This window comes from Cupriavidus sp. 05T41 (assembly GCF_056396525.1).
This window is the reverse complement of record NZ_JBFTLQ010000001.1, coordinates 44,298-70,622: the sequence shown is the minus strand read 5'-3', so window position 1 is coordinate 70,622 and position 26,325 is coordinate 44,298. Positions and strand designations below refer to the sequence as shown.

The 26,325-nt window shown below is 60.7% G+C and carries 27 protein-coding genes; 19 read left to right on the top strand and 8 right to left on the bottom strand.

Annotation, left to right across the window (positions count from 1 at the left end; all coding sequences use genetic code 11):
* Positions 1-37: 37 nt before the first annotated feature.
* Positions 38-844 (bottom strand): alpha/beta fold hydrolase, encoded by an 807-nt coding sequence (locus tag AC1DKV_RS00360; RefSeq protein WP_441614144.1) that lies wholly within the window; start codon positions 842-844, stop codon positions 38-40.
* Positions 845-1,118: 274 nt separating this feature from the next.
* On the opposite strand from AC1DKV_RS00360, the gene AC1DKV_RS00355 reads away from it, so the two are divergent.
* From AC1DKV_RS00355 to AC1DKV_RS00340, 4 genes are read left to right on the top strand one after another with little or no spacing between them, the layout of a single operon-like run.
* Positions 1,119-1,928, top strand: a complete 810-nt coding sequence (locus AC1DKV_RS00355; protein WP_441614143.1) for an SDR family NAD(P)-dependent oxidoreductase — start codon at positions 1,119-1,121, stop codon at positions 1,926-1,928.
* 20 nt (positions 1,929-1,948) lie between these two features.
* Entirely contained in the window at positions 1,949-2,266 is a 318-nt protein-coding gene (locus AC1DKV_RS00350; protein ID WP_441614142.1) for a c-type cytochrome, read from the top strand.
* A gap of 11 nt (positions 2,267-2,277) precedes the next feature.
* Positions 2,278-2,736, top strand: a complete 459-nt coding sequence (locus tag AC1DKV_RS00345; RefSeq protein WP_441614141.1) for a (2Fe-2S)-binding protein — start codon at positions 2,278-2,280, stop codon at positions 2,734-2,736.
* Positions 2,737-2,746: 10 nt separating this feature from the next.
* A complete protein-coding gene (locus AC1DKV_RS00340; protein ID WP_441614140.1) occupies positions 2,747-5,002 on the top strand; it encodes a xanthine dehydrogenase family protein molybdopterin-binding subunit in 2,256 nt (751 codons plus the stop codon).
* Between the two features lie 492 nt (positions 5,003-5,494).
* Here the strand turns inward: AC1DKV_RS00340 and AC1DKV_RS00335 are convergent, their stop codons facing one another.
* Complete coding sequence (locus AC1DKV_RS00335; protein ID WP_441614139.1) at positions 5,495-6,445, bottom strand: GlxA family transcriptional regulator; 951 nt, start codon at positions 6,443-6,445, stop codon at positions 5,495-5,497.
* A gap of 251 nt (positions 6,446-6,696) precedes the next feature.
* Between AC1DKV_RS00335 and AC1DKV_RS00330 the strand changes: the two genes are divergently transcribed.
* The 5 genes from AC1DKV_RS00330 (at position 6,697) to AC1DKV_RS00310 (ending at position 11,311) form a co-directional block, all read left to right on the top strand.
* Positions 6,697-7,227 carry a response regulator transcription factor gene (locus tag AC1DKV_RS00330; RefSeq protein WP_441614352.1) on the top strand — a complete coding sequence of 177 codons (531 nt, stop codon included), beginning with the start codon at positions 6,697-6,699 and terminating at the stop codon, positions 7,225-7,227.
* A gap of 94 nt (positions 7,228-7,321) precedes the next feature.
* The gene (locus tag AC1DKV_RS00325) at positions 7,322-8,080 is read left to right on the top strand and encodes an SDR family oxidoreductase (protein WP_441614138.1); all 759 of its coding nucleotides are present in this window, start codon (positions 7,322-7,324) and stop codon (positions 8,078-8,080) included.
* A 140-nt stretch (positions 8,081-8,220) separates the two neighbouring features.
* Positions 8,221-9,369: an MFS transporter gene (locus tag AC1DKV_RS00320; protein WP_441614137.1), complete on the top strand. Its 1,149-nt coding sequence runs from the start codon at positions 8,221-8,223 to the stop codon at positions 9,367-9,369.
* A gap of 17 nt (positions 9,370-9,386) precedes the next feature.
* Positions 9,387-10,106, top strand: a complete 720-nt coding sequence (locus AC1DKV_RS00315; protein WP_441614136.1) for a hypothetical protein — start codon at positions 9,387-9,389, stop codon at positions 10,104-10,106.
* A gap of 788 nt (positions 10,107-10,894) precedes the next feature.
* Positions 10,895-11,311 carry an HNH endonuclease gene (locus AC1DKV_RS00310; protein ID WP_441614135.1) on the top strand — a complete coding sequence of 139 codons (417 nt, stop codon included), beginning with the start codon at positions 10,895-10,897 and terminating at the stop codon, positions 11,309-11,311.
* Positions 11,312-11,529: 218 nt separating this feature from the next.
* Here the strand turns inward: AC1DKV_RS00310 and AC1DKV_RS00305 are convergent, their stop codons facing one another.
* Entirely contained in the window at positions 11,530-12,435 is a 906-nt protein-coding gene (locus AC1DKV_RS00305; RefSeq protein WP_441614134.1) for a LysR family transcriptional regulator, read from the bottom strand.
* Between the two features lie 126 nt (positions 12,436-12,561).
* Here AC1DKV_RS00305 and AC1DKV_RS00300 point away from each other — a divergent pair, with 126 nt between their 5' ends.
* From AC1DKV_RS00300 to AC1DKV_RS00280, 5 genes are read left to right on the top strand one after another with little or no spacing between them, the layout of a single operon-like run.
* Complete coding sequence (locus AC1DKV_RS00300) at positions 12,562-13,599, top strand: tripartite tricarboxylate transporter substrate binding protein (RefSeq protein WP_441614133.1); 1,038 nt, start codon at positions 12,562-12,564, stop codon at positions 13,597-13,599.
* 3 nt (positions 13,600-13,602) lie between these two features.
* Positions 13,603-14,733: an NAD(P)/FAD-dependent oxidoreductase gene (locus AC1DKV_RS00295; protein ID WP_441614132.1), complete on the top strand. Its 1,131-nt coding sequence runs from the start codon at positions 13,603-13,605 to the stop codon at positions 14,731-14,733.
* A complete protein-coding gene (locus AC1DKV_RS00290; protein ID WP_441614131.1) occupies positions 14,702-15,013 on the top strand; it encodes a (2Fe-2S)-binding protein in 312 nt (103 codons plus the stop codon). Before AC1DKV_RS00295 ends, AC1DKV_RS00290 begins: the two co-directional genes overlap by 32 nt.
* Positions 15,010-16,485, top strand: a complete 1,476-nt coding sequence (locus AC1DKV_RS00285) for an FAD-dependent oxidoreductase (protein ID WP_441643221.1) — start codon at positions 15,010-15,012, stop codon at positions 16,483-16,485. The genes AC1DKV_RS00290 and AC1DKV_RS00285 overlap by 4 nt, the downstream gene beginning before the upstream one ends.
* Complete coding sequence (locus tag AC1DKV_RS00280) at positions 16,485-16,862, top strand: RidA family protein (protein ID WP_441614350.1); 378 nt, start codon at positions 16,485-16,487, stop codon at positions 16,860-16,862. Before AC1DKV_RS00285 ends, AC1DKV_RS00280 begins: the two co-directional genes overlap by 1 nt.
* Before the next feature lie 263 nt (positions 16,863-17,125).
* On the opposite strand, the gene AC1DKV_RS00275 is transcribed toward AC1DKV_RS00280, so the two are convergent.
* Positions 17,126-18,388, bottom strand: a complete 1,263-nt coding sequence (locus AC1DKV_RS00275) for an HNH endonuclease (protein WP_441614129.1) — start codon at positions 18,386-18,388, stop codon at positions 17,126-17,128.
* 63 nt (positions 18,389-18,451) lie between these two features.
* A complete protein-coding gene (locus tag AC1DKV_RS00270) occupies positions 18,452-19,360 on the bottom strand; it encodes an AraC family transcriptional regulator (RefSeq protein WP_441614128.1) in 909 nt (302 codons plus the stop codon).
* 115 nt (positions 19,361-19,475) lie between these two features.
* On the opposite strand from AC1DKV_RS00270, the gene AC1DKV_RS00265 reads away from it, so the two are divergent.
* The 5 genes from AC1DKV_RS00265 (at position 19,476) to AC1DKV_RS00245 (ending at position 24,248) form a co-directional block, all read left to right on the top strand.
* A complete protein-coding gene (locus AC1DKV_RS00265) occupies positions 19,476-19,841 on the top strand; it encodes a nuclear transport factor 2 family protein (protein ID WP_441614127.1) in 366 nt (121 codons plus the stop codon).
* A gap of 618 nt (positions 19,842-20,459) precedes the next feature.
* On the top strand, positions 20,460-21,749 hold the full coding sequence (locus tag AC1DKV_RS00260; RefSeq protein ID WP_441614348.1) for a serine hydrolase domain-containing protein: 1,290 nt from the start codon (positions 20,460-20,462) through the stop codon (positions 21,747-21,749).
* A 147-nt stretch (positions 21,750-21,896) separates the two neighbouring features.
* Complete coding sequence (locus AC1DKV_RS00255; protein WP_441614126.1) at positions 21,897-23,003, top strand: porin; 1,107 nt, start codon at positions 21,897-21,899, stop codon at positions 23,001-23,003.
* 306 nt (positions 23,004-23,309) lie between these two features.
* Positions 23,310-23,858, top strand: coding sequence for a DUF2726 domain-containing protein (locus AC1DKV_RS00250; protein WP_441614346.1), 549 nt, complete (start codon positions 23,310-23,312; stop codon positions 23,856-23,858).
* A 9-nt stretch (positions 23,859-23,867) separates the two neighbouring features.
* Positions 23,868-24,248 (top strand): DUF4124 domain-containing protein, encoded by a 381-nt coding sequence (locus AC1DKV_RS00245; protein ID WP_441614125.1) that lies wholly within the window; start codon positions 23,868-23,870, stop codon positions 24,246-24,248.
* A gap of 89 nt (positions 24,249-24,337) precedes the next feature.
* Here the strand turns inward: AC1DKV_RS00245 and AC1DKV_RS00240 are convergent, their stop codons facing one another.
* The 3 genes from AC1DKV_RS00240 to AC1DKV_RS00230 form a co-directional block, all read right to left on the bottom strand.
* Positions 24,338-24,751, bottom strand: a complete 414-nt coding sequence (locus tag AC1DKV_RS00240; protein WP_441614124.1) for an ExbD/TolR family protein — start codon at positions 24,749-24,751, stop codon at positions 24,338-24,340.
* A gap of 41 nt (positions 24,752-24,792) precedes the next feature.
* Positions 24,793-25,521 (bottom strand): MotA/TolQ/ExbB proton channel family protein, encoded by a 729-nt coding sequence (locus AC1DKV_RS00235; protein WP_441614123.1) that lies wholly within the window; start codon positions 25,519-25,521, stop codon positions 24,793-24,795.
* 72 nt (positions 25,522-25,593) lie between these two features.
* Complete coding sequence (locus tag AC1DKV_RS00230; RefSeq protein ID WP_441614122.1) at positions 25,594-26,265, bottom strand: energy transducer TonB; 672 nt, start codon at positions 26,263-26,265, stop codon at positions 25,594-25,596.
* Between the last annotated feature and the right edge of the window lie 60 nt (positions 26,266-26,325).

The window sequence follows — 26,325 nt, the reverse complement described above, 5'->3', positions numbered from 1 at the left end:
TGCGGCCGCATCGCCATGGGTTCGCGACGGCCATCACTTATGCTAGGAAGCGGTCTACCTGCATCACGAAATCTTCAACCTCCTGGAACAGGAACGCGTGGCCAGCATCGGGATAAAGGATTAGCTTTGCATCGGGTGCCTGCTGTGACAATACGAAAGAGCGATAGGCCGGTAGCATGACATCACACGCGCCGTTGGCAACGAGCATCGGCAGACGTAGTTCGCTGGCCCGGTGCAGCACGCCCTGCCACGTCGAAATGGCCTTGATTTGTGCCATGAATGCCTCGGCCGTGACGGCGGGGCCGCGGTCCAGTTGGTCAGCGATTCTCTTCAACGAGGCGCGGCCCGCATCGACTCCGAATTCGCTTTTCGAGAAGAATAGAAACAGGAAATCTTCGATGTCATTGACGGGACGTGTCATGACCTGCGGAACTCTCGGATGAGGTTGCGGCCCATCTGTGATTCCACCGGGACTGGATCCAGCGACGATCAGGCGTCGCACCAGATGCGGGGCCTCAAGTGCCAACTGCTGCGCGACCACCCCGCCTAGCGACCAACCCAACACGTCCACCTGCTTTTGACCCAGTGCTGCGATGACCGCGCATGCTACCGCCGCCATGCCCGCAATCGTGTCCGGCACGATGCCGCCCGACCGCCCGATTCCCGTACTGTCGAACCAGATGATGCGCCGATCCGCCGACAGTTCTTTGATAAACGCCGGATCCCAATCATCCATCGTGCCGCGGAACCGCTGCAGCAGCAGTAGCGGGAGACCTCCCTCGGGGCCCGTTTCGCGCGCGCAGATTCGGCCATATGGAGTGTCGATGTCGAAAGAACGTGTCATGGTGGGTAGATATATTGTGGATCGTTCTCGATGAGTACCCCGCCAAGCGTATTGCCGAATCCGTCCCGATGCAGGACATAAACGCGGCGCTTTCGGTCATGCCTTTGGTTCGCGCCCACGCACCGCCGAGTATGACGACACGTGCATGCAAGATTGTTGTCCGAAAATTGTGCGTATATGTCAGTCCGTGGAACATCACTATCCCTATGCTTGGGCGTATCTGCTTGCCACTCCATGCGCACCAGGCAACTCGCTCTCACCCAAAGGGATACACATGCCATCACAACTCGGAACCGCTCTCGTCACTGGATCGTCCTCCGGCATCGGCGCCGTCTACGCCGATCGCCTCGCGGCACGCGGCTATGACCTTATTCTCGTTGCACGCAATGAAGAACGGCTGCGCGCGCATGCGGCGAGGCTCGCGAGCACGCATGGTGCCCACGTAGACGTGCTCGTGGCGGATCTTACCGACGCTGCCGACCTTCGGCGTGTCGAGACCACCCTCGCTAGCAACGATCGCATCTCCATGCTGGTCAACAACGCTGGCTTCGGCGGTGCGGGTACCCTCTCGCAATCGCGAGTGGACGACATGGAACGCATGATTGGTGTCAACGTCACCGCCGTCATGCGCTTGTCCTATGCGGCCGCGCCAGCGTTTGCCGCGCGCGGCGCCGGTGTGATCATCAACATCGCATCTATCGTCGCGATCGCTCCCGAGATCCTCAATGGGGTCTACGGCGGCGCAAAGGCATTCGTACTCGCATTCAGCCGCTCGTTGAAGAAAGAGTTGAGCGAAAGCGGCGTGACCGTTCAGGTCGTACTGCCGGGGGCTACCGGCACTGACTTCTGGGAAGTCGCGGGTCTCCCTACGTCGAATCTCCCGGAAAGCTGGGTCATGACACCCGAAACGCTGGTGGACGCAGCACTGAGCGACCTCGACGCCGACGTGTTTGCCTCGATTCCGTCGTTACAGGACGACTCGCAATGGCATGCATGGGAGACCGCGCGCGAAGCCATGGCGTCAAATTTGTCCTCCCGCGTCGCCGCGCCGCGCTACGCGGCGCGTGCCGGGAAGCAAGACTAAAACCCTGAACCTCACTCCCCATGAACAAAACAATCGCCCCTCTGGCCTTGGTTGCTATGGCCACCCTCTTCTCTCACCAACCGGCCCGAGCCAGTGAAGCCCTCGCACAGAAGTACGCGTGCGTGGGCTGCCATCAGGCAAATGCCCGCCTGGTAGGTCCGTCGTGGAAAGAAATCGCCACCAAATATAAGGGCGGCAGCAAGGCAACGGAGCAACTCGCAACCAGCATCAAGGCCGGTGGCAGCGGTAAGTGGGGCGCTGTACCGATGCCGCCGCAGCCGCAAGTGCCCGATGCCGATCTCACCGCCCTGGCGCAGTGGGTCCTTTCGCAGAAGTAGAGGAGGCCAGAATGACCACCCTGAACATCAATGGCAAGACGGTCGATGTCGACGCCGATCCGTCCACGCCGCTGCTGTGGGCGCTCCGCGATAATCTCGGCATGACTGGCACGAAGTTCGGCTGTGGCATGGCCGCGTGCGGCGCGTGCACGATCCATATCAACGGCACAGCGACGCGGAGCTGCGTTATGCCGATCTCGTCGGTGACCGGCACTAAGGTCAATACCATCGAGAGCATGGGCGACGACAGAATCGGCCGCGCGGTTCTGGACGCCTGGATCCGGCACGATGTGGCGCAATGCGGCTACTGCCAGAACGGTCAGGTGATGAGCGCCGTGAGCTTGCTGCGCACCAAGCCGCGGCCGAACGATGCCGATATCGATCAAGCGATGGCGGGCAACATTTGCCGCTGTGGCACTTATCAACGTATCCGCGCGGCTATCAAGGATGCCGCGCGCGCGATCGCCTGAGGAGCGCCACATGCGTATTCGTGGACTGGAAGCGCTGGCGGGCGGTGGTAGCACGGCCGCGCCCGAAAACAGCGTCGCGCCGCTCTCGCGCCGCACCTTTCTCAAACTGACCGGCGTTGCCGGCGGCGGACTCGCGCTGGGCCTGGTCGGCGGTGTCGAACTCGCCCAGGCAGCGGAAGACGGCGCGAAGCAAAAATCGCCGTCGCCTCCGCAGGCATTCGTGATCATCGCCCCCGACAACACGGTGACGATTGCGGTCAATCGGCTCGAGTTCGGACAGGGTGTGCATACCGCGCTGCCAATGGTGCTGGCCGACGAGCTCGACGTGGACTGGAAGAACGTGCGGTCAATGCTGGCCCCGGCCGGCGATGCTTACCGCGATCCGGGCTTCGGTATTCAGATGACGGGCGGCTCCACCGCGCTGATGCATTCGTTTACGCAGTATCGCGAGCTCGGCGCACGCGCCCGGGCGATGCTCGTGACTGCGGCGGCCAAACAATGGAATGTGGACCCCGCCAGCTGCGCCGCCGTGCAGGGGGTGGTCACATCGGGCACGCGTCGCGCCACCTATGGTGAGCTCGCCAATGCGGCCATGAGTCTGCCGGTGCCGACGACCGTGGTATTGAAGGACCCATCGCAGTTCCGCCTCATCGGCAAGCCAATGCCGCGCCTGGATGCCGCCTCGAAGCTGCGAGGCGACCCCGTGTTCGGCATCGATACCCGGCTCAAGGACATGGTTGTCGCCGTAGTCGCGCACCCGCCCCGCTTTGGAGGCAAGGTGAAGTCGTTCAACGCGGACAAGGCGCGCGCGATCAAGGGCGTCGTCGACGTCATGCAGGTGCCCGCGGATCGCGGCGGCTCCGGCCTGGCGGTGGTCGCCAACGGATACTGGGCGGCCAAGCAGGGGCGCGACGCGCTGCAGATCGAATGGGAGGACACGGGCTCGAAGGTCAGCACGCAGGCGCTTTACGAGGAATACAGCAAGCTTGCGATGCAGCCGGGCAAGATGGCGCTCCCGCTGGAGAGTGGCGACGTGCAGGCGGTCCTCGCGGGCGCTGCGCGCGTGATCGACGCCGAATATCGGCTGCCGTATCTCGCGCACGCGCCGATGGAACCGCTCAACTGTACCATGCAGGCCGAGATTAGCGGCAATAAGGCGACCAGCGTCAAGGTCTGGGTCGGCTCGCAATTTCAGACCGTCGATCAGGCGGCGATCGCCCAAACGTTGTCGCTGCCGGTCGAGAAGGTGACGCTGAACACGATGATGGCCGGGGGTGGCTTCGGCCGGCGTGCCGTGCCGACGTCGGACTACCTGGTCGAATCGGCAGGCGTACTTCGCGAGTGGATTGCCAGAGGGCATGCCGAACCGCTCAAGGTCATGTGGAGTCGCGAAGACGATATCAAGGGCGGCTACTACCGCCCGCTGCACGTCCACCGCGCGCGCATCGGCTTCGACGAAAAGGGGCAGGTCGTAGGTTGGCAGCACGCGATCGTCGGCCAGTCGATCGTCATGGGAACCCCATTTGAGCCTGTTCTCGTGAAGAACGGCGTGGACTCGACCATGACCGAAGGCATCGTCGAGAACGAATACGCTCTGCCGATGCAGGTGACGGCCCATCACCCGAAGGTCGATGTCGCGGTGCTCTGGTGGCGCTCGGTGGGCAACACCCACACGAGTTTCGTCAAGGAGACGCTGATCGACGAGATCGCCACGGCCGCGAAGCAGGATCCCGTCGCTTGGCGCATGGCACGACTCGACACCACCAAGCATGCCCGACACCGCGCCGCCTTGCAGCTGGCCACGGATAAGGCCGGCTACGGCAAGCGCAAATTGCCGAAGGGGCATGCGTGGGGCGTGGCCGTGCACGAATCGTTCGGGACCGTAATTGCGTATGTCGTCGAAGTGTCCGTCGCCAAGGGCGAGGCGCGCGTGCACAACGTCACGGCCGGTGTCCACTGCAATCGCGTCGTCAATCCGCTGACTGCAGAAGCCCAGGTCCAGGGCGCATGCATCTTCGGCTTGTCGATGATTCGGCCCGGCTTCGCCATCGAGATGGAGAACGGAGTGGTTCGGAACAGCAATTTTCCGGACTATCCGCCACCGCGGATGCCCGATGCACCGCGCATCGACGTGTTCTTTGTGCCGTCCGAAGACGCACCGTCGGGACTGGGCGAGCCTGGCGTGCCGCCGATCGCACCGGCGGTCGCCAATGCACTGTTCCGGCTGACGGGCAAGCGCCAGCGGCAGATGCCCTTCGTCGTTTGATCGTTTGATCGTTTGATCGTTTGATCGTTTGATCGTTTGATCGTTTAGAGGCAGAGAGGCAGAGAGGCATCACGTCCTCTCTGCCTCACAATCTACTGTTAGCAGCAACCGTTTGGTTACTGTGCACCCTGTATGCCGCGCCCGCACTTGGTAGTGTTCCCTCAAAGGGCTTTGTCGTCCTCGATGACGATGGATTTGTAAGGTCGAGAACTTAGTTCATTCGATGTAACCGGGAATTAGCACCAGGATCAGTGTCGAGCTACAGAAAGAAACCTATAATGCACTTTTAATGTGAGACACCGACCGCTCATGGGTACTGACCACCCACGCGCCAGGATGCCCTATGCGCCTTGTCTGGTGTCGGCATCCGTCTGGGTGAGGTCGTATTCGAGCCGCGAGGCACGTCGTTTCGCAAGCCGGTGGTGCGACGCTGCGCATCCTAGCGTCGAAGACATGCTCGTAACGCGACCACATCGGTCGCTGGCCGTCAGTTCATTCCGTCACTTCTTGCTCGACTAGTGCATCATTTCGCCGGATGCTGCTTGGCGACACGCCGTAGGCGCGTACAAAGGCCCGGCGCATACGATCGCGGTCCGCGAACCCTGTGTCTCGAGCCACGGTTTCCATCGGGTGACGACCTGACTCGAGCATGGTTCTGGCCATTTCCAGCCGGAGCATCTCGACGGCCTTAGCCGGCGACTGCCCAGTCTCCTCGCGGAAGACACGGCTGAACTGCCGCGGCGACAGGCGCGCGGCATCCGCTAGCTCCTCCACCGTCAGCGCATTGCGCAGATTTTCCTTCGCGTAGATCAGTGCGCGTTTGACGCGATCGCTGCGCGGCTCGAGTTCCAGCAATGCAGAAAACTGGGATTGCCCACCGGGGCGGCGGTAATAGACGACCAGACGTCGGGCCACGTTACGAGCCAGCGCCGCGCCGTGGTCGTGCTCGATGAGCGCCAGGGCGAGGTCCATTGCCGCAGACATGCCGGCCGAGGTCCAAATGTTTCCGTCCTGAACAAAAATGCGATCCTCGTCGACACGAACCTGAGGAAAGGTTTCCTGCAATCGTCTGGCATGCAACCAGTGGGTGGTAGCAGTCTTTCCGTCCAGCACGCCGGCTTCTGCAAGTGCGAACGCGCCCGTGCAGATGCCCGCGACACGTCGTGCCTCGCGGGCCGCACGGCCGATGTAGGACTTCAGCCCGGGATCCAGGGGGCCCGGGACACGAATCCCTGCAACCATCAACGTATCGGGCATCGTGTCGAATTTGGTGGTCACGATCCCCAAGCCAATTGTCGAATGAACGATACCTCCGTATTGGGAGAGGATCGTCATGCGGTAGCCCTCTTCGCCGAGCTCCGCATTGGCCAGTTCAAACGCGGATAGCGCCGAGAGACCGATGACCTGGAATCCATTTTCCAGAATCAAGCCGATTTGCCGCATTGCTTCTTTCTCGTTACGTCAGCGTCCCAATGACAGTTTCATGAGACTCTCCCGCAATCTATTCCTGGCGCCTGACGCCGTCAAGTGAGCGGTCAGTGTCGAGCGCCGCGCAGCCTGAAGATGTCCGGAATCTCCGCGATTTCGTCTGTCCGCAGAGACACGACCAGGCCTATCCTTGCCATGCCTTCGCCCCTCCCTCGCAGGCGTAGGGCTCCGCCCCGGAACCGGCAACCGAACAAGGATGCCCAGCAATTCCGCATGCGACGAGCAGCCACCTCGTCCACATCGTCGATGACGAAGACGCAATCCGCACATCTTTGTCCAGCCTCCTCCGCTCCGCCGGCTTTGACGCGCGTACCTTCGAGCGCACATCGACCTTAAACGCGTCCGAGAAGCCGGACCGACCGAGCTGCTTGCTGCTTGACGTCCGCCTGCGCGGTGAAAGCGGTCTCTATTTTCAGCAGAAGGCCACCCAGGTCCATCGCATGCCCTTCATCTTCATGACGGGCTTCGCCGACATCAGCAGTTGCGTACGCGCCATGAAAGCTGGTGCTTGGGACTTTCTGCTCAAGCCGCTTGTTGATCTGAACAAGCAGATTGCAGCCGAACCTGGCATCAGCGATATCACCGTCAAGGTACACCGCGCTGCGGCTATGCGAAAGATGAGGGCAACCTCCCTAGCCGACATTGTGCGCAAAGCCGACCTAATCGGCCTCACACCGGACAGTGATGATCGTCTCCCCAATCACTTTGTCCTGAATCGACGGATTAATGACATGTGAAACCGCATGGGTTTCCGCCACATTAGAGGGCAAGTGGCGCTGTGGTCTGAAGCACCGAGGCAAGCGCTTTCTCTTCTAACGAAAGGATGTGGTAATGCAACTCACCGGGAATACCATCTTTATTACGGGCGGGACGTCGGGCATTGGCCTGGGATTGGCGAAGGCCTTTCATGCCTTGGGAAACAAGGTCATCATTGCTGGACGCCGCAAAGTACTTCTGCAGCAGATTTCGGTGGAGCATCCCGGCATTGATGGCGTTGAACTCGATATTTCCGACGCTGCCGACATCGCGCGCGTGGCGAAGGACTTGATCTCGGACTATCCCACGCTGAACGTTCTAATCAACAACGCGGGCATCATGCCGTTTGACGACGCGTCGACTCCCGTCGAGGATGCCGCGTCTCGCAGCATCCTCGACACCAACCTCTTGGGCCCGATCCGCATGACGTCGGAGCTCGTCGAGCATCTGAAGGGTCAACCGCGCTCGACGATTATCTACAACACGTCGGTGCTGGCGTATGTCCCGATCGCCACTAATGCGGTCTATTCCGCATCTAAAGCGGCGCTGCACTCTTATGCCCTGTCGCAGCGCTTCATGCTCCGCGCGACCAACGTGACAATCCAGGAGATCGCACCGCCTTGGGTCGACACCGACCTCGTCAAGAAGAGCGGCGATCCGCGTGCCATGCCCCTGGAGGCGTTTATCGAAGAAACCATGCGCGGCCTCGCGACCGAAGCGCCTGAGGTGTTTGTCGAGTCCATTCGCGCCATGCGCGATAACCCGGGACTCGGCGAGCATCAGTTGGTTCACGACTTCAACCAGCACATCGCCGATAACCCCATCCCGGTTTAACGAGAAGCCTGGCGCCCCGGCCCGGAGTGCCAGTGACCACGCGCAGGAGAAGATCTTTGTCACACAATAGCCGTGCGGTAACGGCACCCGCGGCCTCTGCGGTACCCGCCCCCGAACGCAACGACTCGCTAGTACCCGCCTTGTTTCTGGCGCTCGGCACGTTTGCGATTGGCACCGAGGGATTCATGATTGCGCCTCTGCTATCTACGATGGCAGCCGATTTCGGAATGACCGTGCCACATACCGCACTGCTCGTCGTGGTATTCACACTGACCATGGCCGTGAGTTCACCTGTCGCGACGGTCATGACGGCGCGATTACGGCGTCGCAGCGTACTTCTGTTCGCCATGACCATCTTTGGCGGAGGAAACCTGCTGGCCGCCTGGTCGCCCAGCTTTGGGCTCCTGATGGCCGCACGCGTGATGATGGCCGTTGCTTCGGGTCTGTATGTGCCCAACGCCAACGCCCTTGCCGGTGCGATCGTATCTGCTAGCAAGCGAGGCCGGGCGTTGGCCATTGTGAGCGGGGGTATGACACTGGCGATCGCGCTGGGCTTGCCTCTTGGCGGCGTAGTGGGACATGCCTTCGGCTGGCGTGCCACCTTTCTGGCGGTCGGCGCGATGAGCCTGACGGCGATTGCAGGGATTCTCGTCGGCGTCGCCCGGGATGCCGGTGCTGGCATTCCTGTGGCAACGCTATCGCAACGGCTCTCAATCGCCCGTCAGCCTGCCGTCGTCCGATTGCTTTCGGTGAGCCTATTCTGGTCCATCGGTGCCTATGCTGCATATCCCTATATCGCAGCCTACCTGTCTCGCGTGCTTGAATTCGACGCAGTTGGCATCAATGCGACTGTTTCGATGTGGGGCCTGGCGGCGGCAGTGGGTGTTACGGCGGGAGGCACGCTGACGGACAAGTTTGGCTCGAGCCGAGTGGCGCGCTACTCGCTTTTCGCCCTGGCACTTTCATTCTGGGCGCTCGCAGTGTCGGCCTCCACGCATACGGCGGGCCCGGCGCTGTTACCAGTCCTGGCGGCGATCGCGGTCTGGGGCTTCGCCGTCTGGGCGTTCTTCCCGGCACAGATGTCGCGCCTGATGGCAGCCGGCGGCCCGTCCCAGGCACCGCTCTCGCTGGCCTTAAACACGTCGACCATGTACTTCGGCTTTTCCATTGGCAGCGCAATAGGTGCGGCGATTCTGGCGACTGATGCCATCTGGGGCATTGGCCTATTCGCCGGCGCGTGTGAGATGGTCGCCCTTGTTCTCAATCGCCATGTGGCACCGGCTAGGTAATGAAAAAGGTCCATTCTATGAACAGCATCGCGAAAGCCATCATCGACGCCCACGGGGGCCTCGCCCAATGGCGGGAATTTACAAAGGTTCAGGCCGACTTGAGCCAGGGTGGGGCACTATGGGCTATCAAATCCCAACCCGGTGTACTCGACACGACTACGGTCACAGTAAGGACCGACAGTCAATGGGCGTCACACGAACCGTTCGGAACGCTCGCGAACAGGAGTGACTTTACGGGACGCCGAATCGCTCTACTAGATGCGGCTAATCAAGTTCTGGAAGAGCGTATCCAGCCCCGCACCTCGTTTGAAGGACACAAGCTGGAAACCTCTTGGGATCCACTGCAACTGGCCTTCTTCGCTGGCTGTGCTATGTGGACCTATCTGAATACACCATTCTTGCTCTCATGGGACGGTGTAGTGTGCGAGGACGCAGGGACATGGACAGAGCGCGGCGAAACATGGCGCAAGATCGAAGTGCGCTACCCAGATTCGCTAGAGGTATTCAGCAATGCGCAGGCAATCTACGTTGATTCCGACAATCTAGTACGTCGCCTTGACTATGACGTGGAGATCGCTGGCAATACAGCCGGAGCGCATTACGTCAGCGACTACATCACGGTTTCCGGAATCCGATTCCCGACTAGACGTCGCATCTATCCTCGCCTACCAGACGGTCAAGCGTTGTCGGAGCCGCTGGTCGTCTCTATTGATGTCAGCAACATTGCCCTCAGTTGAAGAGCCGCGCGAGGAAGTATCGCGCGGCTAAAGCATCCTTAACGCGGCAGCGCGCGCGGCACTACTTCGAGGACTTCGCCGGAGGCGTCTCCACGGTATCGAGGAAAACGACGTCTCCCCAACCATCCGGAACCGCAACGCAAATTCGAAGCCGTCGCAGCGCGGCATCGTCGATGCTGGCGCCTTCAGCTTTAGCTTTGGCGAGCAGCTTGACCTTGCCGGTGCCGCCGCAGCAGCGGTGATTTTGCGCAGGCCATGGCTGTTCATCGCCACTGGGTGGAGGTCGCTTGGTGGCCAAACACGTAGACCAGACCCGACTCAAATGGCTGCGTCTCTTGTCCGGCCCATAGCGGCCGTTGGGATCGTGATGTGCAGTGACGCCTCTTGGCCGGCAAGCGACCTCCGCTGGTCGGTTCCCCGTCGGCTTATGGCACCATTTAGCGTTCCAACTTTCCAACTAGCGTTCCGAGGCTGCGATCAGGCTTCCCTGCGTCTAGGAATACGCCTTAGACTGGACAGCGGCATTTGTCGACGCGTCAATGTCCTTCGCAGAGCCATTAGAGCTTTGCGGCGGCGCGGCAGTACGAGGTGCAATGTTGCGATTTTGCAAGGCGGGCGCGCCTTTCCCTTGCATCTCGGGAAAATGTGAGGCTAAACTCCTTGCTGTCAGTCTCCGCTAGGGGCTGAAGAGGTGCCAGCACGAGCTACTTGGCTGGTTCCCGTGTATGCCTTGTTAAGGGCGAGCGGGTTTCGAAGTTTCCGAAATCTTCCTGAACACAGGATCGCTCATGCCCTCGACTCTCGCGCGTCTGCGCGCCCGTGCCTTCCATCGTCAATCCGGTCGTTGCTTCTATTGCTGCTGCCCCATGTGGGAGCAATCCATGGGAGCGTTCGCAGCGACCTTCTATCTCTCCAGTCGGCAGGCTCGACACCTGCAATGTACGGCCGAGCATCTGCATGCCCGAGTCGATGGCGGCGGCAACTCCCAAAGCAACATCGTGGCCGCCTGCCGGCTTTGCAACGCCCGCCGACACCAGGGCAAAGCAGCGCGGGACGCTGCCCATCACAAGGAATACGTAGAGCGGCTCATGCGCCGGAGACGGTGGCACCACCCCTGGGTCTTCGAGAAGCTACTGCGTTCAGTCGGGTCCGTGAACCCGCCGACCCCCGCCGCCGTTGGCACCGATTGCGAATTCCACGCCTAGAATCCTTGGGTCGCCCCGTCACGACCGCTTGGCTGCGGCCAGCGGCTGGACCGCTCCCGACCCATTCCTGCCCCCCAGCGCTAGATCGTCAATGGCTTCTTTACGCGTTCAATCAGCCGTCAGATTCTGGGCAGGGAGAAATCCGAGCCTTAGATGAAACGCGGGCGGAAGAAATTTCCGCTTCCGGCAGCAAAAAACCGAGTGTCGCCGAAGGCATTCTAACGCCGCTTCGGGTGTCTAATCTCTTCCCTGAAGTCTTCGGCGAAAGCTTCCGCCAAGAGGAGTCTGGGTCCAGGATTCGGGAAGATGATTGCGTATCGCGAAGCTAGCTCTTCTCTTAATGGTCGCACGACGACGTCATGCGCTGAGAACAGCTCCGCAGCCCAGCGTGACACCAGTGTGATTCCCGCCCCGGCCGCTACGAGTCCGCAGGCTACCAAGGAATGGGGTGTATCCACAATGACGTTTGCCGCAACTCCAGCATTCGAAAACGCGTCGTCAATCTGGTGGCGCAGAAAACTGTGCTGGGACAGCAAAATTAGCCGCTCACTGGCAAGGTCCTTGACGGAAATTGCCCGCTTCGAGGCGAGTCGATGACCGACCGGCAGTACCGCGACTGCCGGACTGGGTTCCAGTGGCTCCATCGCGATAGCGGGCCGCGACAGCGGCAGTTCGATCAAGCCTACGTCGAACTGACGTGTAGCGACGAGATCCGCGACCTGCCGGGACGGCAGGCTCTCGATGTAGACGGATACATTTGGTCGGGTCGACAGAAAGCGAGCAATGGCCCTCGGCAACAGCCACTGAGAAATCGAAGGTAGCGTCGCAATACGCAGTGCTCCCGCGCGCTGGTTACGGATGTCTTCAGCGATCTGGGAAATCCGTTCGAGGCTGCCATAGATTGGCTCGATCTCACGGTATAACGCCTCCGCCTCAGGCGTCGCCACAAGCTTACGACCCCTGCGCTCGAAGAGCTTGTATCCGATGCGCAGTTCGAGGAGGGCGATTGCTTTGCTGACCGCCGGCTGCGTCACGTTCATCAGTTGCGCTGCTCCGACTACGGTACCCGTGCGCATTACGGAGTAAAAGGATTCAACTTGGCGTAGATTGACGGTCTTTTTCATACATAACTTTCTGGAATAAGCAGGCTGTAAAGAATGAATTGTCATGCAGAGGTAGCGCTTCTAAGATTCATTCACCCTGGACCCAAATCTTAGCGGCAAACCAGGGGTATGGAGATACGGACAAACATGCCCCCCGAACTCAAACATGACAAGACCCTTCTGCCACAGACGCCGCGCTGCGGCCTGGGCAGCTTACTGGCATCGGCAGGGGTCACCGCGTTCGCGATGTTCGCGTGCTTCCCGGTGAGCGCACAGGAGCCGACGCAGTCATATCCAACCCGCCCAATCAAACTGGTAGTCGGGTTTCCCCCGGGCGGATCTTCGGACGCGACCGCGCGGTTGCTGGGCGCTGCGTTGAGCGTGAAGCTCGGCCAGCAGATTGTGGTGGAAAACAGGCCGGGCGCGAATTCCATCATCGCGACTCAGTATGTGAAGAGCCAGCCTGCAGACGGCTACACGCTCTTGTCGGTTTCCTCGTCGTTCGCCATCAATCCGGCCCTTCAGAAGCTGAACTACAACATCTATAAGGACTTCGCGCCCGTTGCGCTGCTCGGCGTCATTCCGCTGTGGCTCGTTACGCCGGCTAGCATTCCTGTGAAATCGATTCCCGATCTGGTCTCGATGGCCAAGGCGCAGCCGGGCAAGCTTCCTTATGCGAGCTATGGCCCTGGAAGTGCGGGTCATTTGGCATCGGAGTTGTTGCTGTCCAAGACGGGAATCAACATGATCCACGTGCCCTACAAAGGCAGTGGTCCTGCGCTGATAGACCTCATGAGCGGGCAGGTGACAATGATGATGCCCACAGTGGCGTCGTCAATCAACCTCGTCAAGGAAGGGAAGCTTCGAGCTATTGCCGTGTCGAGCAAGAAGCGTGTCTCAGCGGTCCCCGATGTTCCGACCATTGCGGAGTCGGGCGTACCTGGCTTCGAACTTGTGGCGTGGGAATCCATCCAGGCTCCGGCCAGCACCCCCGCACCTATCGTCAATCGACTAAACACGGCTATTCGCGAAGTGATGGCAACGCCAGATTTCCGCGAGAAGCTCGTCAAGCTCGGCATCGAACCGGATTCGGGCAAGACTCCCGCCGAGGTCGCTGCGTTCATTCGCAGCGAGGCAGACAAGTTCGAAAAGATTGTCCGCGAGCGCAACATCAAGGCGGAATAGGCCATGGGTACTGATCACATCGACACGCTCGTCATAGGCGGGGGCGTAGTGGGCCTATCCGTGGGATATGGGCTTGCCCGCAGCGGAGATACCGTGTGCGTGCTTGACGGAAGCGATGACGCCTTTCGTGCATCGAGAGGAAATTTCGGCCTCGTCTGGGTCCAGAACAAGGGGCTGGGTCGTCCGGCCTATGCACGCTGGACCATGCAGGCGGCGCGCGAGTGGCGAGCACTCGCGACGGAACTGCAAGACCTCACGGGAATTGACGTCCAACTTCAGCAGCCAGGCGGAATTAGTATGAGCTTCGATGAGAAGACGCTCTCTGAGTCCGCCGGGAAACTCGCAGTATTAGGTGCACAACTCGGTATCAACTATCCATACGAAGTCCTAGATCTGCCGAGCCTGCGCCGGCTCATCCCAGAAACCGGCCCGGATGTTGTCGGTGCGATTTACTGCGAGCTCGACGGTCATGTCAGTCCGCTGCGTACGTTGAGAGCGCTGGTCCAAGGCTACAAGGCTCTCGGTGGCCACCTGGTGACCGGCGTAAGCGTTGGGAAAATTGAGCACCGCGCGGGGGAATTCCGAGTCCGGGCTGGAGACCGCACGTTCTCGGCATCGCGCGTGGTACTCGCTGCCGGACTGGCGAACAGAGACCTTGCTCCCCAGGTAGGACTATGCGCCCCCGTACGACCTGTACGAGGCCAACTCCTGGTTAGCGAACGGGTGTCGCCATTTCTGCGATATCCGTGCCATTACGTGCGGCAGACGGGCGAAGGCGTTGTGCAGATCGGTGACTCGAAGGAAGAAGTCGGGATGGACGATGGCACCACGTTGCCTGAACTGGCTCGCATTGCAGCGCGAGCGGTGCGCAGCTTCCCAATGCTGGCCAATGTCAACTTGGTTCGCACATGGGGCGCGCTGCGTGTCATGACTCCGGATGGCTATCCGATTTATGAGCAGTCCGTTGAGTGCCCGGGAGCTTTCGTCGTGACGTGCCACAGCGGCATCACGCTGGCACCAGCACATTCCGGCCCTCTTGTGGAATGGATACGTACCGGCACCGAACCGGTTGAAGTTCGGGATTTCAAGGCAAGGCGTTTCGATGTTCAAGTCAATCAAGTTATCGCCCACTGAGCTGCAGCCGACTGTTGTCATCCACGTGGAAGGACAAGCGGTACATGCGTGCGCGGGCCGGACCCTGGCGACAGCATTGCTTGCCGCGGGAATCGTGCCTTTTCGAAAGACGGCAGTATCGGGAGCTCCACGGGCGCCGCTATGCCTCATGGGTGTATGTTTCGACTGCGTCGTAGAAGTGGATGGCGCTCAGAACGTGCAATCCTGTATGGTCGAGGTGCGCGAAGGAATGCAGGTGCGGTTGCCATCGGGCGCACGGCGCGTGGAGGCAGCAGCATGAGCTCAGGGAACAATGTTCGCTCCATCGACGAAAAGCGGATCAACGAAGGCTTCACCCACGACCTCATCATTATAGGTAGCGGTCCTGCGGGGATGTCGGCAGCGACAGTTGCGGCAGCGTGTGGCCTGCGGACTGTCGTGCTCGATGAACAGCCTCGCGCTGGCGGCCAGATATACCGGAATATCACGGTCGCGCCCCGAACGGTCAAAGAGTTGCTCGGTCCGGACTACTGCCATGGCGCGTCCTTGGCGGAGCGCTTTGCAAAATCAGGGGCCGATGTCCGGTACGGCACTTTGGTGTGGGATGTGGCGCGTGATCTGACTGTTACCGCGCAACAGTCAGGACGCTCGTTCAACGCCCGTGCTCCGCAATTGGTGATTGCCACCGGAGCGATGGAGCGCCCCTCGCCGTTACCCGGTTGGACGCTACCAGGCGTACTAAATGCAGGCGCTGCACAGATCGCTCTTAAGACGGCAGCTCAAGTCCCAGACGGCAGGGTTGTGCTGGTGGGAAGCGGTCCATTGCTACTGTTGGTTGCATGCCAACTGCTAGACGGAGGAGCCAAAATTGCCGGCATCATTGAGACAACCCCCACAGAAAACAAGCGGCGCGCATTGAAGCATCTGACATTGGCTGCAACGTGCCCGAAGATTCTCGGAAAAGGTCTACGGATGCTATGGAGGCTGCGCCGTGCGGGCGTACGCTTTGTCAAGCATGTGGAAGATCTTCGCATTGAGGCTACAGATGACGGTCAACGTGTGCGAGCGGTGTCATTCGTCGAGGGCGGCAGAGCGCAATGTATCGAAGCCGACGTTGCCTTGCTTCATCACGGCGTCGTGCCCAATACTCAGATAACCAGGCTCTTGCGTGTGGACCACTCGTGGAGCGATGAGCAACTGGCGTGGCATCCGACCGTTGATGCGTGGGGTGAGACGTCCTTGTCTGGGCTTCGAATAGCCGGCGATGGTGCGGCGATCGCGGGCGCTTTGGCTGCGGAGGCCAGTGGTGCCATCGCTGCCATAGGGGCTGCGGTGGCAATCGGAAGACTAGACGCTAAAAGGGGCGAGCAACTTGCGAAGTCTTGGCGCTCCGCGCTAAAGCATCAGCAGCGTGTCCGTCCATTCTTGGATGCCCTTTATCGCCCTCCAGAATGGCTCGTTGACTGTGCTGACGACACTGTTGTTTGCCGATGTGAAGAAGTCACCGCGGGGCGCGTCCGTGAGATGGCGAAGTTGGGGTGTGAGGGACCAAACCAGACTAAGTTCTTTAGTCGCTGCGGGATGGGGCCATGTCAGGGGAGGATGTGCGGAATCACCGTGACCCAGATACTTGCGAATACCCACCATCGTACGCCGAGTGAGATTGGCGCCTATCGCATTCGTGCCCCGATCAAACCAATAAGTCTTGGGTCGCTGGCCGCCCTAGCGTGCCCCCCCAATCAAGCACCACAAAAGAAGGAACACAAGTCGTGATGGCAATCCAGAGACACCATACGAATTCGCGTCTGAGCAAGGTTGTCCGCTATGGCGGACTGGTGTATCTGTGCGGACAAACTGCCAAAGGGAGTGCTTCCGCCACCGGCGATATCGCCGCGCAAACAAGTGAGGTCTTGTCACGTATCGAGGCGCTCCTTACTGAAGCGGGAAGCAGCCCTAGCCGGCTTCTCTCTGCGACGGTCCATCTGCGTGACATCAGGGATTTTCCAGGAATGAACGCTGTATGGGAGGGGTGGTTGGCAGACAACAAAGCGGAGGCACCCGTTCGTACTACTGTCGAGGCAGCGCTCGCCACGGAGGGGCTACGAGTTGAAGTAACTATAGTGGCGGCAGAAGGAAGCGCGGCTGTATAGGAGAGTAAGAAACCTAGCGATCGCTGTCCGAACTGCTACGCGTGCAGCCCTTAAAATGTTATGCGCGTGCGTTCTCATACGACCGCTGTGGATCCGGCTGCGGTCGTATGATCTGATGCGGCGAAGGTCAGTCATTGGCCGGCAAGCGTCCCCTGGCCGGCCAATCTCTCCGACTACACGTCAATCTGGTCCGCCAAAATATGCCTGGCGACTTGACACCACATGCCGATAGGGTCAAGTCGGCCGGCGCTGTCCATCTGGCCTCAGCGGTCGCCTAGCGATTGGGAAGAGGCGCTGACAAATTCCACACGGCGCTCTTCGAGCCGGTCGAATTCCGCGTTATGAAGCATTAGGTAGGCTGCACGCCTCTCGCATGGCTTGTTCTCAAGATCTTGCAAAGGACCAAGCTTGTTCAGATCGCAATGCGTCATGGACTTGGAGACTGCCAATTTTCCGTCCGGTCGGAAAGTGATCATATATCGATCAAACAACGCATCCAGGTTGGCTGACAGCAGTAGGCCATTCTTGGGGTCGAGCCTCTGTGCGTCGGTCGAATGCTTCCACGGCACGATGTGTGAGGCGCGCAGCGCCGAAAGAACGGTCAACCGCGTGACTGCACACGCGCTATTGAACTCTTGCTCGAGGTCGGCCCGAAATTGCCCTTGCCCCAGACGCACAGCCACTTCTGCGAGACGCTCCGTTTCGGATTTCGACTTGTCTGTCAAGATCGTCTGCAAGTCTTCCTGAATATTCGCCGCGTCCAGACTGCTTTCCGGCGGAAAGAAGGCTGCGTCAATCCGTCTCGCCCAATCGCGCATCAGCAGTAGACTTGTCGCTTCATCCTCGATCCATAGATAAGACCCGCTGTAGTCCGTATAGACGTGTAGCCGATCCGGATCACAGCCATGGTCGCGGGCGAAAGCATACTTTTCGAAATCTTGAGGCGCTTTCGCGATAGAGACCTTAACGCCTTCCTTTGGAAAGCGGTACAGGCAAGCATACGGAACTTTACTCAACCAAAGCTGCTCGCTCATCAGTCCGATGTAAATGCCGCGCCAGGTGATACGCAATGTTCGTCGTTGAGCCTTCACCGGGCCCTGCGTCGTAGCTGCGACAGTAAAGCCCTCCTTCTCCAACGAACGAATGATACCCATTGCAAAGGCATTAGGCGGGGCACCGGTATAGCCTGAAAAGGCGGATGTCGAGCCACTGGAAGTCATTGGGGTCTGGCTCGATGATTTCCCAGTTCTATCCTGCAGGAGGGAAATTTCATGCTTGATCAACGCCGCAAGTGACTCTACAGATTCCACCCTCTCCAGCGAGCGATCGCCCCCGGACGCGTGGGACTGTGCAAGCTTCAGATCCCATAGGCCCCGAGGCGCCGACTTGAGCCGAAAGATTCGGTTCAAAACACTCTTCTTGCCAAGGAAATAGCTGGTGCTATTGGTGTTCTTCTCTCGCTCCAGTTCGGGGAATCGTTCGCGAACCAAGGCGTGGATCTGTTCGAGACTTAAAGCGGTCTTCATGGGCCTATTGCTGGGAGGAAACCATCATGATACCGATTCGTTGATCTGAGCGTCGATTCACCGTCAGCGACCTTTCCATTGATGGCGGTACTTGATCGGCGAGACACCACGCGCCAACTTGAAGGCACGACTGAACGAAAACTCCGATCCATAGCCGACGCGCGACGCGATCTCACTGAGGCGTAGTTCGGTTTCCTCCAGCAGTTGCGCGGCAATGCCCATGCGCCAACGCGTCAGGTACTGATGCGGTGGTTCGCCCACCAGGGCGCAGAAGTTGCGGGCGAAAGCGGCTCGCGACAAGGTGGCTTCTTTGGCGAGTGCCGTGAGCGTCCAGGCACGTTCTGGTGCTTCGTGCATCCGCGCAAGGACCCGCGTCATTTGCGGCGACCGTAGGGCCGAGAACCAAGCGTTATCTGTAGGGGACGCATTTTCAGCCCATTCGCGCATCAAGTAGACGAACAAGGACGAAAGCAGATTCCGCACCACGATGTGGTTGCCAAAGTTCGGCGTCTCTACTTCGTTACGGAGCATGCGCAGCGTATCGCTCAGAGGAGAATGCCCGGGTTCCATCCCGGCGCGAAGCAGCACGGCCTGCGGAAGCGCCCTTAACGCGGGGAGCGCCAGATGCTGATCCAGGTCGAACTGGCCGCAAATGAGCGTGGTGGCCTTGGGATCCGGGTCAACGACGCCGTCGCGTCTGGCAAGGAATGTATCGAGTGGAATGGCCTTGCCTCGCTTCGAATGCACGACTTCATGCGCACCACCGCGCGGGAACAGAACCAGTTCACCAGCACGCAATTCCAGCGTCTGCGCATCAGATTGACGCACGAAGGCATGTCCTTCCGCAGCGAAATGGAACACCACGGCATCGCGACGCTGCACCGCAAAGCCCCATGGCCCTGCCACGCGCGTGCGTACCAGCACCAGGCCATCGGCTCGGACCGCCTTTAACCAACCGTTCAACGCTTCCATGACCTCATCATAGCTGCTGAATGAGACGAAATGATATGAATTCTGGATGCATCGATATGGATCATCTTCCCTTGGGCTGCTTTACTACGGAACACCCCTCCCCGAAAGGCGAACCATGAACAGAGAACGCATTCAAGCTGCCATCGACACCATCTACGCACGCATCTTCAACAACGGCGAGTCCGAGCTATTGCCGGGCCTGGTTGCGGGTCCGTACATCCAGCACAACCCCCTGTTTCCGGATGGCACCGACTTCATCGCCGGCTACATCAAGCAGGCCGGCAAAGTGCCGTGCGAGGTCAAACGTATCGCGATCGATGGCGACCTCGCATTCATTCACGTGCGCTATCTGGACTGGGGCGGCAAGGAAACCGCAGGCGTCGACATTTTCCGCTTTGACGCCAATGGAAAGATCGTTGAGCACTGGGACGTGCTGCAGCCGGTACCGGAGACGGCCAACAACACGAACACGATGTTCTGAGCAGGCGAGGGACTCGCACGAAGCAACCCGTACGATGTTGGCCTGGCGCGCTGTCAACCTGAGTCAAAGGGAGCTGGCCCATGTCCGCCTATGAAACCGTGCGGGTCAATACATCACATGTGGTGATGACCCGGTGATGACCGTCACCCTATTCAATCCACCGATCCACCTTGAAACGGACGCGATGATGGCGGACCTCGATCGCCTTCACCGCCGTCTTGATCCTTGGCCCTGACTGGCTGTAGCCGCCACATTTGCCCGCGCCGAGTGCCATTTTTGGGTTCATCGCCGATTTGCGTGGGCAGCTTTGCGGGTTGCGTGTGGTGGTTCGTATGCAGCAGCCCGGTGTCCGGGCCTTGTTACCGTTGTCACGCTTGGCTGGGCCTGCTTCGCCGACGCCGCGGCCGCGGCGACGACCCATTCCCAACGGTTATGGCGTTATGCCGGGCAGCCTATTGCCGGATATCCGCTACACGCCGCATCCTCCGTTGCAACGCGCTAATCGAAGCGCGGGCAAACGGAGGAGACAAGGTGCGGTTCCCATTTTCCATTGGCAAGCCAGGCGTACGGCGCTGTAACGCAATCGCAGCGATGGCACTGCTGGGCACGCTGCCGGCGGTGACGTTGGCGCAGCCGCAGGCTGCCCTGTCGGCGGCAACCCCGACGTCAATTCCGGCGGCAGACCCGGCCACCAGCATCATGCAAGGGTTTCCGCCGCCACCCGACGCACAGGTCAACAGCAGCAACGCGTTTCGCTACCCCTACCTGCGCTGGGCCTTCCGGCACGCGCGCGAACTTTCGCCCACAGCAGGCATTCGGCACTCGGCACAGCCCCTGCCCATGCCGGTGCAACCCGTTGCGGGCCTGGACCTGGTCAGCTTTGAAGTCGACCGTCAGACCATCCGGCTTGATGAGTACTTGCGCCAGACCCATACGGACGGCTTCATCGTGCTGCACGAAGGGCGCATCGTCTACGAGCGCTACTTCAACGGTTTCGGCGCTGAACAGATGCATATCTGGGCATCGATGACCAAATCGGTCACCGGGCTGCTGGCTGCCATGCTGGTCGACGAAGGCAAGCTCGATCCAGAAACCAGATTGTCCACCTATGTGCCCGAACTGGCCGGCACCCCATTCGGCGAGGCCACCGTCCAGCAGAACCTCGACATGGAGGTTGCCGTCGGTTATCCGGAACACCTTCCACCAGATCTTGGCCTGTTCGGCGCGGTGGGCATCCTGCCGCGCCGCGAAGGTGCTCCGGACAATATCTATGCCTTCCTGAAGGTGGCCATCCCGGCCGCGGACAAGGCAGCGGATGTCTGGTACTACCAGAACGGCTCGCCCGAAGCCGTAGCCTGGGCCCTGCGCCGCATCACCGGAAAGTCGTGGGCGCAAATGGCTTCAGAGCGGATCTGGTCGCGCTTCGCCGAGGATGACGCCAGTGTCCAGATCGACCGCCTTGGCACCGAGATGGCCAGCGGCGGGATCAGTAGCACTCTGCGCGATGCGGCCCGTTTTGCCGAGTTCGTCAGACTGGCGCAAGCGCAACGCTTGCCAGACCACGTTGCCAATGCCACGCGCATCGCGCTGCAGCCCGGCCACAATCAGGCCCGGTTTGCGCGGGGCAACCTGGCAGCCGGTCGGCAGGGCTACGCCTATCGGGACTACTGGTACCAACGCAACGATGGCGACGGCTCGGTGGAAGCCGGCGGCCGCTTTGGCCAGAAGATCTACATCAACCCGCGCCGGGCGCTAACCATCGTCAAATTCTCTTCGAGTCCCGACACCGCGCCGCGCGCTACCAGCGCCAGCGACAAGCGGCAGACCGCGGCATCGCGCGGGCCGCTTGAATCGTCCGAGACATTCGGCCGGGCCGCGCAGGCCATCTACGGCGCCATCGCGCGCTGACGCCTGACGGCAGGCTGCCTGGCGGCCTGGCTGTGTGCGCCCGCGCCGGACGCCCGCTTCGCGTTCGTCCGGCGACTTCCGGTCTCGCTTGCGGTGCCACCTGCCGCGCCGTCCATGAAGAAATCAATAATAAAGGAGACCACCAGAATGAAGACGCCCCTATGGATGTTGTCCGCCGCCTGCGGCGCGCTGTCCGGCGCGGCCCAGGCGAGTGTCACGTTGTACGGCGTGGCCGATGCCAATATCGAGTACGTGAACCATCTCTCGCCGAAGCTGCCCACGCAGCCCGGCTTTCCCGGGCCGGGGGAAACACGTGTGGCGCTGAACTCGGGCGGCCTGTCCGGCTCGCGATGGGGCCTGCGTGGCACGGAGGACCTGGACGGCGGATTGAAGGCGGTGTTCGTGCTGGAAAGCGGCTTTGGCCTCGACGATGGCAAGGCTACGCAGTCGGGGCGCTTGTTCGGCCGCCAGGCGTTCGTTGGCCTGCAGAGCGAGCGCGCCGGGCGGATAACGTTCGGGCGCCAATACACGGCGATCTTCGACGCGTTCTCCAACTTCTCACCATCCGGCTATTCGACCCAATATGAACCGATCGCCGCACAGCTGGGCCTGGATTTCCGCTCGGACAATATGGCGAAATACACTGGCAACTTCGGTGCCTTGACGGCCACCGCCGACTGGTCGTTCGGCAACGGCGTGTTCGGCAACGGTGAGGCTCCCGGCCAGTTCCGCCGCGACACTGGCTATGGCGCCGGCCTGAATTACTTTTCCGGTCCCTTCGGCCTGGCGTTTGCCTTCAACCGCTACAACCCCACCATCCCGACCAGTGGCGACGTCGGCAATTTTCGCAAGGCCGGGGTGGCTGCCAGCTACAGCGCGGGCCCGGTCAAGCTGATGGCCGGCTACCGGTGGGGCCTGAACAAGGCGAGCAACGGTGCCACCATCGTAAGGGACGACTATTACTGGGCCGGCATCAACTACCAACCTACCACTGCGCTGGGCCTGACGCTCGGCTACTTCTATGACGACGTCAAGATGCTCAGCGGCACCAATGTACCCAACGCCTGGCAAATCAGCTTCATCGCCGACTACAACCTGTCAAAGCGCACCGATATCTATCTGACCATGGCCTACGTGCGAAATGCTGGCATCAATTTCGATACTTCGGCGGTCAGCTTCGCCAATGGCTATTTCCTCGGGGCGAACGACCGCACCATGACGGCGGTCGCCGTCGGCATCCGACACAAGTTCTGATGGGTGACCGCCGGGAAGGTGGCGGGGCTCATTCCCGGCGGCTACCCACTGATATCTTGCGGTCGACATCGCGCATGTAGGGCGCTAAGACAGCTCCCGGCAAGCCTTTGTCTGCGGCAAAGGCGCCGTGCTGCCCCCGAAGGCGGCGGAAAACCCCCTTCCCTAACGCCTTCCGCACACTCTGGCGAGCGCCGGGCTGCGCATCCCGACCCAAGCTCGCCCCACTATGGAGGGGTGCTGCCAGGTCGTGTTAGTGCTTAGTATCGCGCGATACAACAATAGGCGCAGGAGGGTCAAGTGAAAGCGATGCTCGGGCTGGTGTTCCTTTTCGGCATTGTCGTCGTTGTCCTGTCGGTACTGAAGGCGGCAGGCGCAGGCGGGAGTCCCTCTAAGCATTTTCGCTTTGCCCGCAGAGCGCCATTCTTGCGCCAGGATGAGATACAGCTCTACGAGCGGCTGAGCGCGGCGCTGAAAGAAACGCACGTCTTTCCCCAGGTCGCAATGTCCGCGTTTGTACAGCACAAGGGAAAATCACAGGCCGCCAGGAACCTGTTCGCTCAGAAGTATGTCGACTACCTGGTTTGTGAGCGCAAGACGATGCGGCCGCTCTATGTCATCGAGCTTGACGGCGCCTCGCACGGTAGCGCTAAAGCACAGAAGCGCGATAAGCAAAAGAATGATGTTCTTGCATCGGCCGGTATCCCGATCATGCGCTACACATCCAAGGACGTCGAACTGGGGACGATCCTCAGCGACTACATCACTGTTATCTCGCCACAGTCGACTGAAGGAACTGGCCCGTCAGGACCGGAGAGCGCGCGAAAGCTGCGCGCTGTGCAGGCACCCGTATCCTGAAGTTGCACCATGCAGAGGTATCTGACAATCGCGATGTTCGTCATGGCCACGAATGCCGCCGGCCAGACCATCTATCAATGCCGGAGCGCCGCGGGGCAAGTCACGTTGCAGGATGCCCCGTGCCAGAGCGACGCAAAGACGGAGATGGTAAAGAAATCCATCGGCCAACAAAACGCAGAGTATCGCGCTGAACCGTCATCCGTCTTCGATCCCAAGGGGCAGGCCAGGCTCACTTCAAGCATCATCTGCCCGTCGCTGCGCCAGTCCTACCAGGCTGCTGTTACCAACGCTGAGCGTGCCATGCTCAGCCATAATCCGGTACAGACGCAGCAAGCGTCGGAGGCTGTACAGCGCGCTGGCGCACAAGTATCCAGATACCGGTGCGAATAGCTATACGCTGAACCCACACAGCAATTCTCCTCTGAGATCTCCAAAAACACGGGCGTTCGCATCGGCGCCGATTCTGCCTAGCAGCAGTGTCAACGCCTCGGTTCGGTAATGAACCCGATTTTGTCGATGCCGCCGCGCTGCGCGGCCGCCATCACCTCGGCCACGCGCTCGTAGCGCACGTCGCGATCCGCGCGCAGATGCAATTCAGTTTGCGGCCGCAGCTTGACGGCTTCCGCAATGCGTTGCTCCAGCGCGGCGTTGTCTACCAGCTGCTGGTTCCAGTACACCCTGCCCTGCGCATCGATCGACAGCTTGATGTCCTGCAGCCTGGTGTCGTTGGGCTGGTTGCTCGCACGGGGAAGACTGATCTTCACCGCCTGATTGATGACAGGAATGGTGATGATGAAGATGATCAGCAGCACCAGCATGACGTCGACCAGCGGCGTCATGTTGATCTGGCTCATCAGTTCGTCATCGTCTTCGTCGAGCGTGCCAAATGCCATGATGCTTATCCCTCCTGTTTCGGGCCCAGGGATGCAGGCGCTCAGTTCTCGACAGCCAGCCGCATCGAACCGTCATCGGCGCGCGCGCTCGTGGTGGGGCGCACGCGGGCGCCGGTCACGAAGTAGGCGTGCAGGTCGTGCGCAAAGCGGTTGAGCTTGCTGATGACGCCCTTGTTGCCCCGGCTTAGTGTGTTGTAGCCGAGCACGGCCGGGATTGCCACTGCCAGGCCGAAGGCGGTCATGATCAGCGCCTCGCCCACCGGGCCGGCCACTTTGTCGATGGTTGGCACGCCAGCGCCACCAATGCCGATCAGCGCATGATAGATGCCCCACACGGTGCCGAACAGCCCGACGAAGGGCGCGGTCGAGCCGACCGAGGCCAGCACAGCCAGGCCCGATTGCATGTGCGCCACGGCTTCGTCGTTGGCGCTCCTGAGCGAGCGAGTCAGCCAGTCCGAGATGTCCAGTGCATCCTGCAGTTGCGGCTGGCTGGCGAGATGGTGCTGCGCGGCTTCGCGGCCGGCCATGGCCAGCGCGCGGAACGGGTTGGCATCGTTGGCGCCCAGCGTGTCGAGTGCGTGATCGAAATTGTCCGACCGCCAGAAACGCATTTCGGCGCCACGTGCCATCGACTTGAGGCGAACCAGATCCCACGCCTTGGTGAGAATCACGATCCACGAAAGCACCGACATGATCAACAGAATGATGGCGGTGGCGCGCATGACGACATCGCCTTGCGACCAGAGGTGTGAGAGTCCGAGGTCCTGCATGGTGGCTCCTGGATAGGCGGTGAACAAGCGGTGAATAGGCGGCGTTTAGCGGGCGCGGAAAGTTCCGGCAGTTCAGTCCAGTTCGAAGGTGACCGGCTGCTGTGCGGTGACCGCCACGCCACGGCCGTTCTCCATATAGGGCTTGCAGCGCATCGCCTGTACCGCATTGACCGCGGCCGTATCGAGGCGGGTGGATCCGCTTGAGCTGACAACGGCCGCTTTGACCACGCGGCCGTTTTCGTCAGTGGTCAGGCGCACGATCGTCTTGCCGGTTTCACCCGTGCGGCGCGATTGCGCCGGATAGGTGACCTGCGGCGACGAGCAAGCGATTTCACCGATTCCCACCGCGCGGGGCGCGGCGTTTGCCGCTGCGGCAGGTGCGGCTGGTGCGGGCGGCTCCAGCGCCGGAGCTGGGGCAGCGGGCGGAGGCGGCGGCGCCTCGATCGCGTTCGGCAGCGGCGGCAATGATGCTACGGCGGTCGGCGTGGGTTGCGGCTTGGGTGGGTTCGGGTTCGGGTGCGGCGTCACCACCCTGGCCTGTCTGGGCGGCGTCGGTTGCGGCGTGGGTGGCTCCGGCGCTGGCGGTTGTTGCGGCAGTTCCATCGGGATGATGCGCGCGATGATCTCGGGCCCGACAACCGCCTCGGTCAGCTTGCGGCCCAGGCCGGTCTGGATCAGATAGAGCAGCCCTGCGTGAAGGAGCAGGACGACGATGGCGACCTTGAGGAATCGTTGATCAAACATGGGAAGAGTCCCCGCTAATGGCGCTAACCGTTGCACGGCTCCGACTCTGGAAGCCACTGA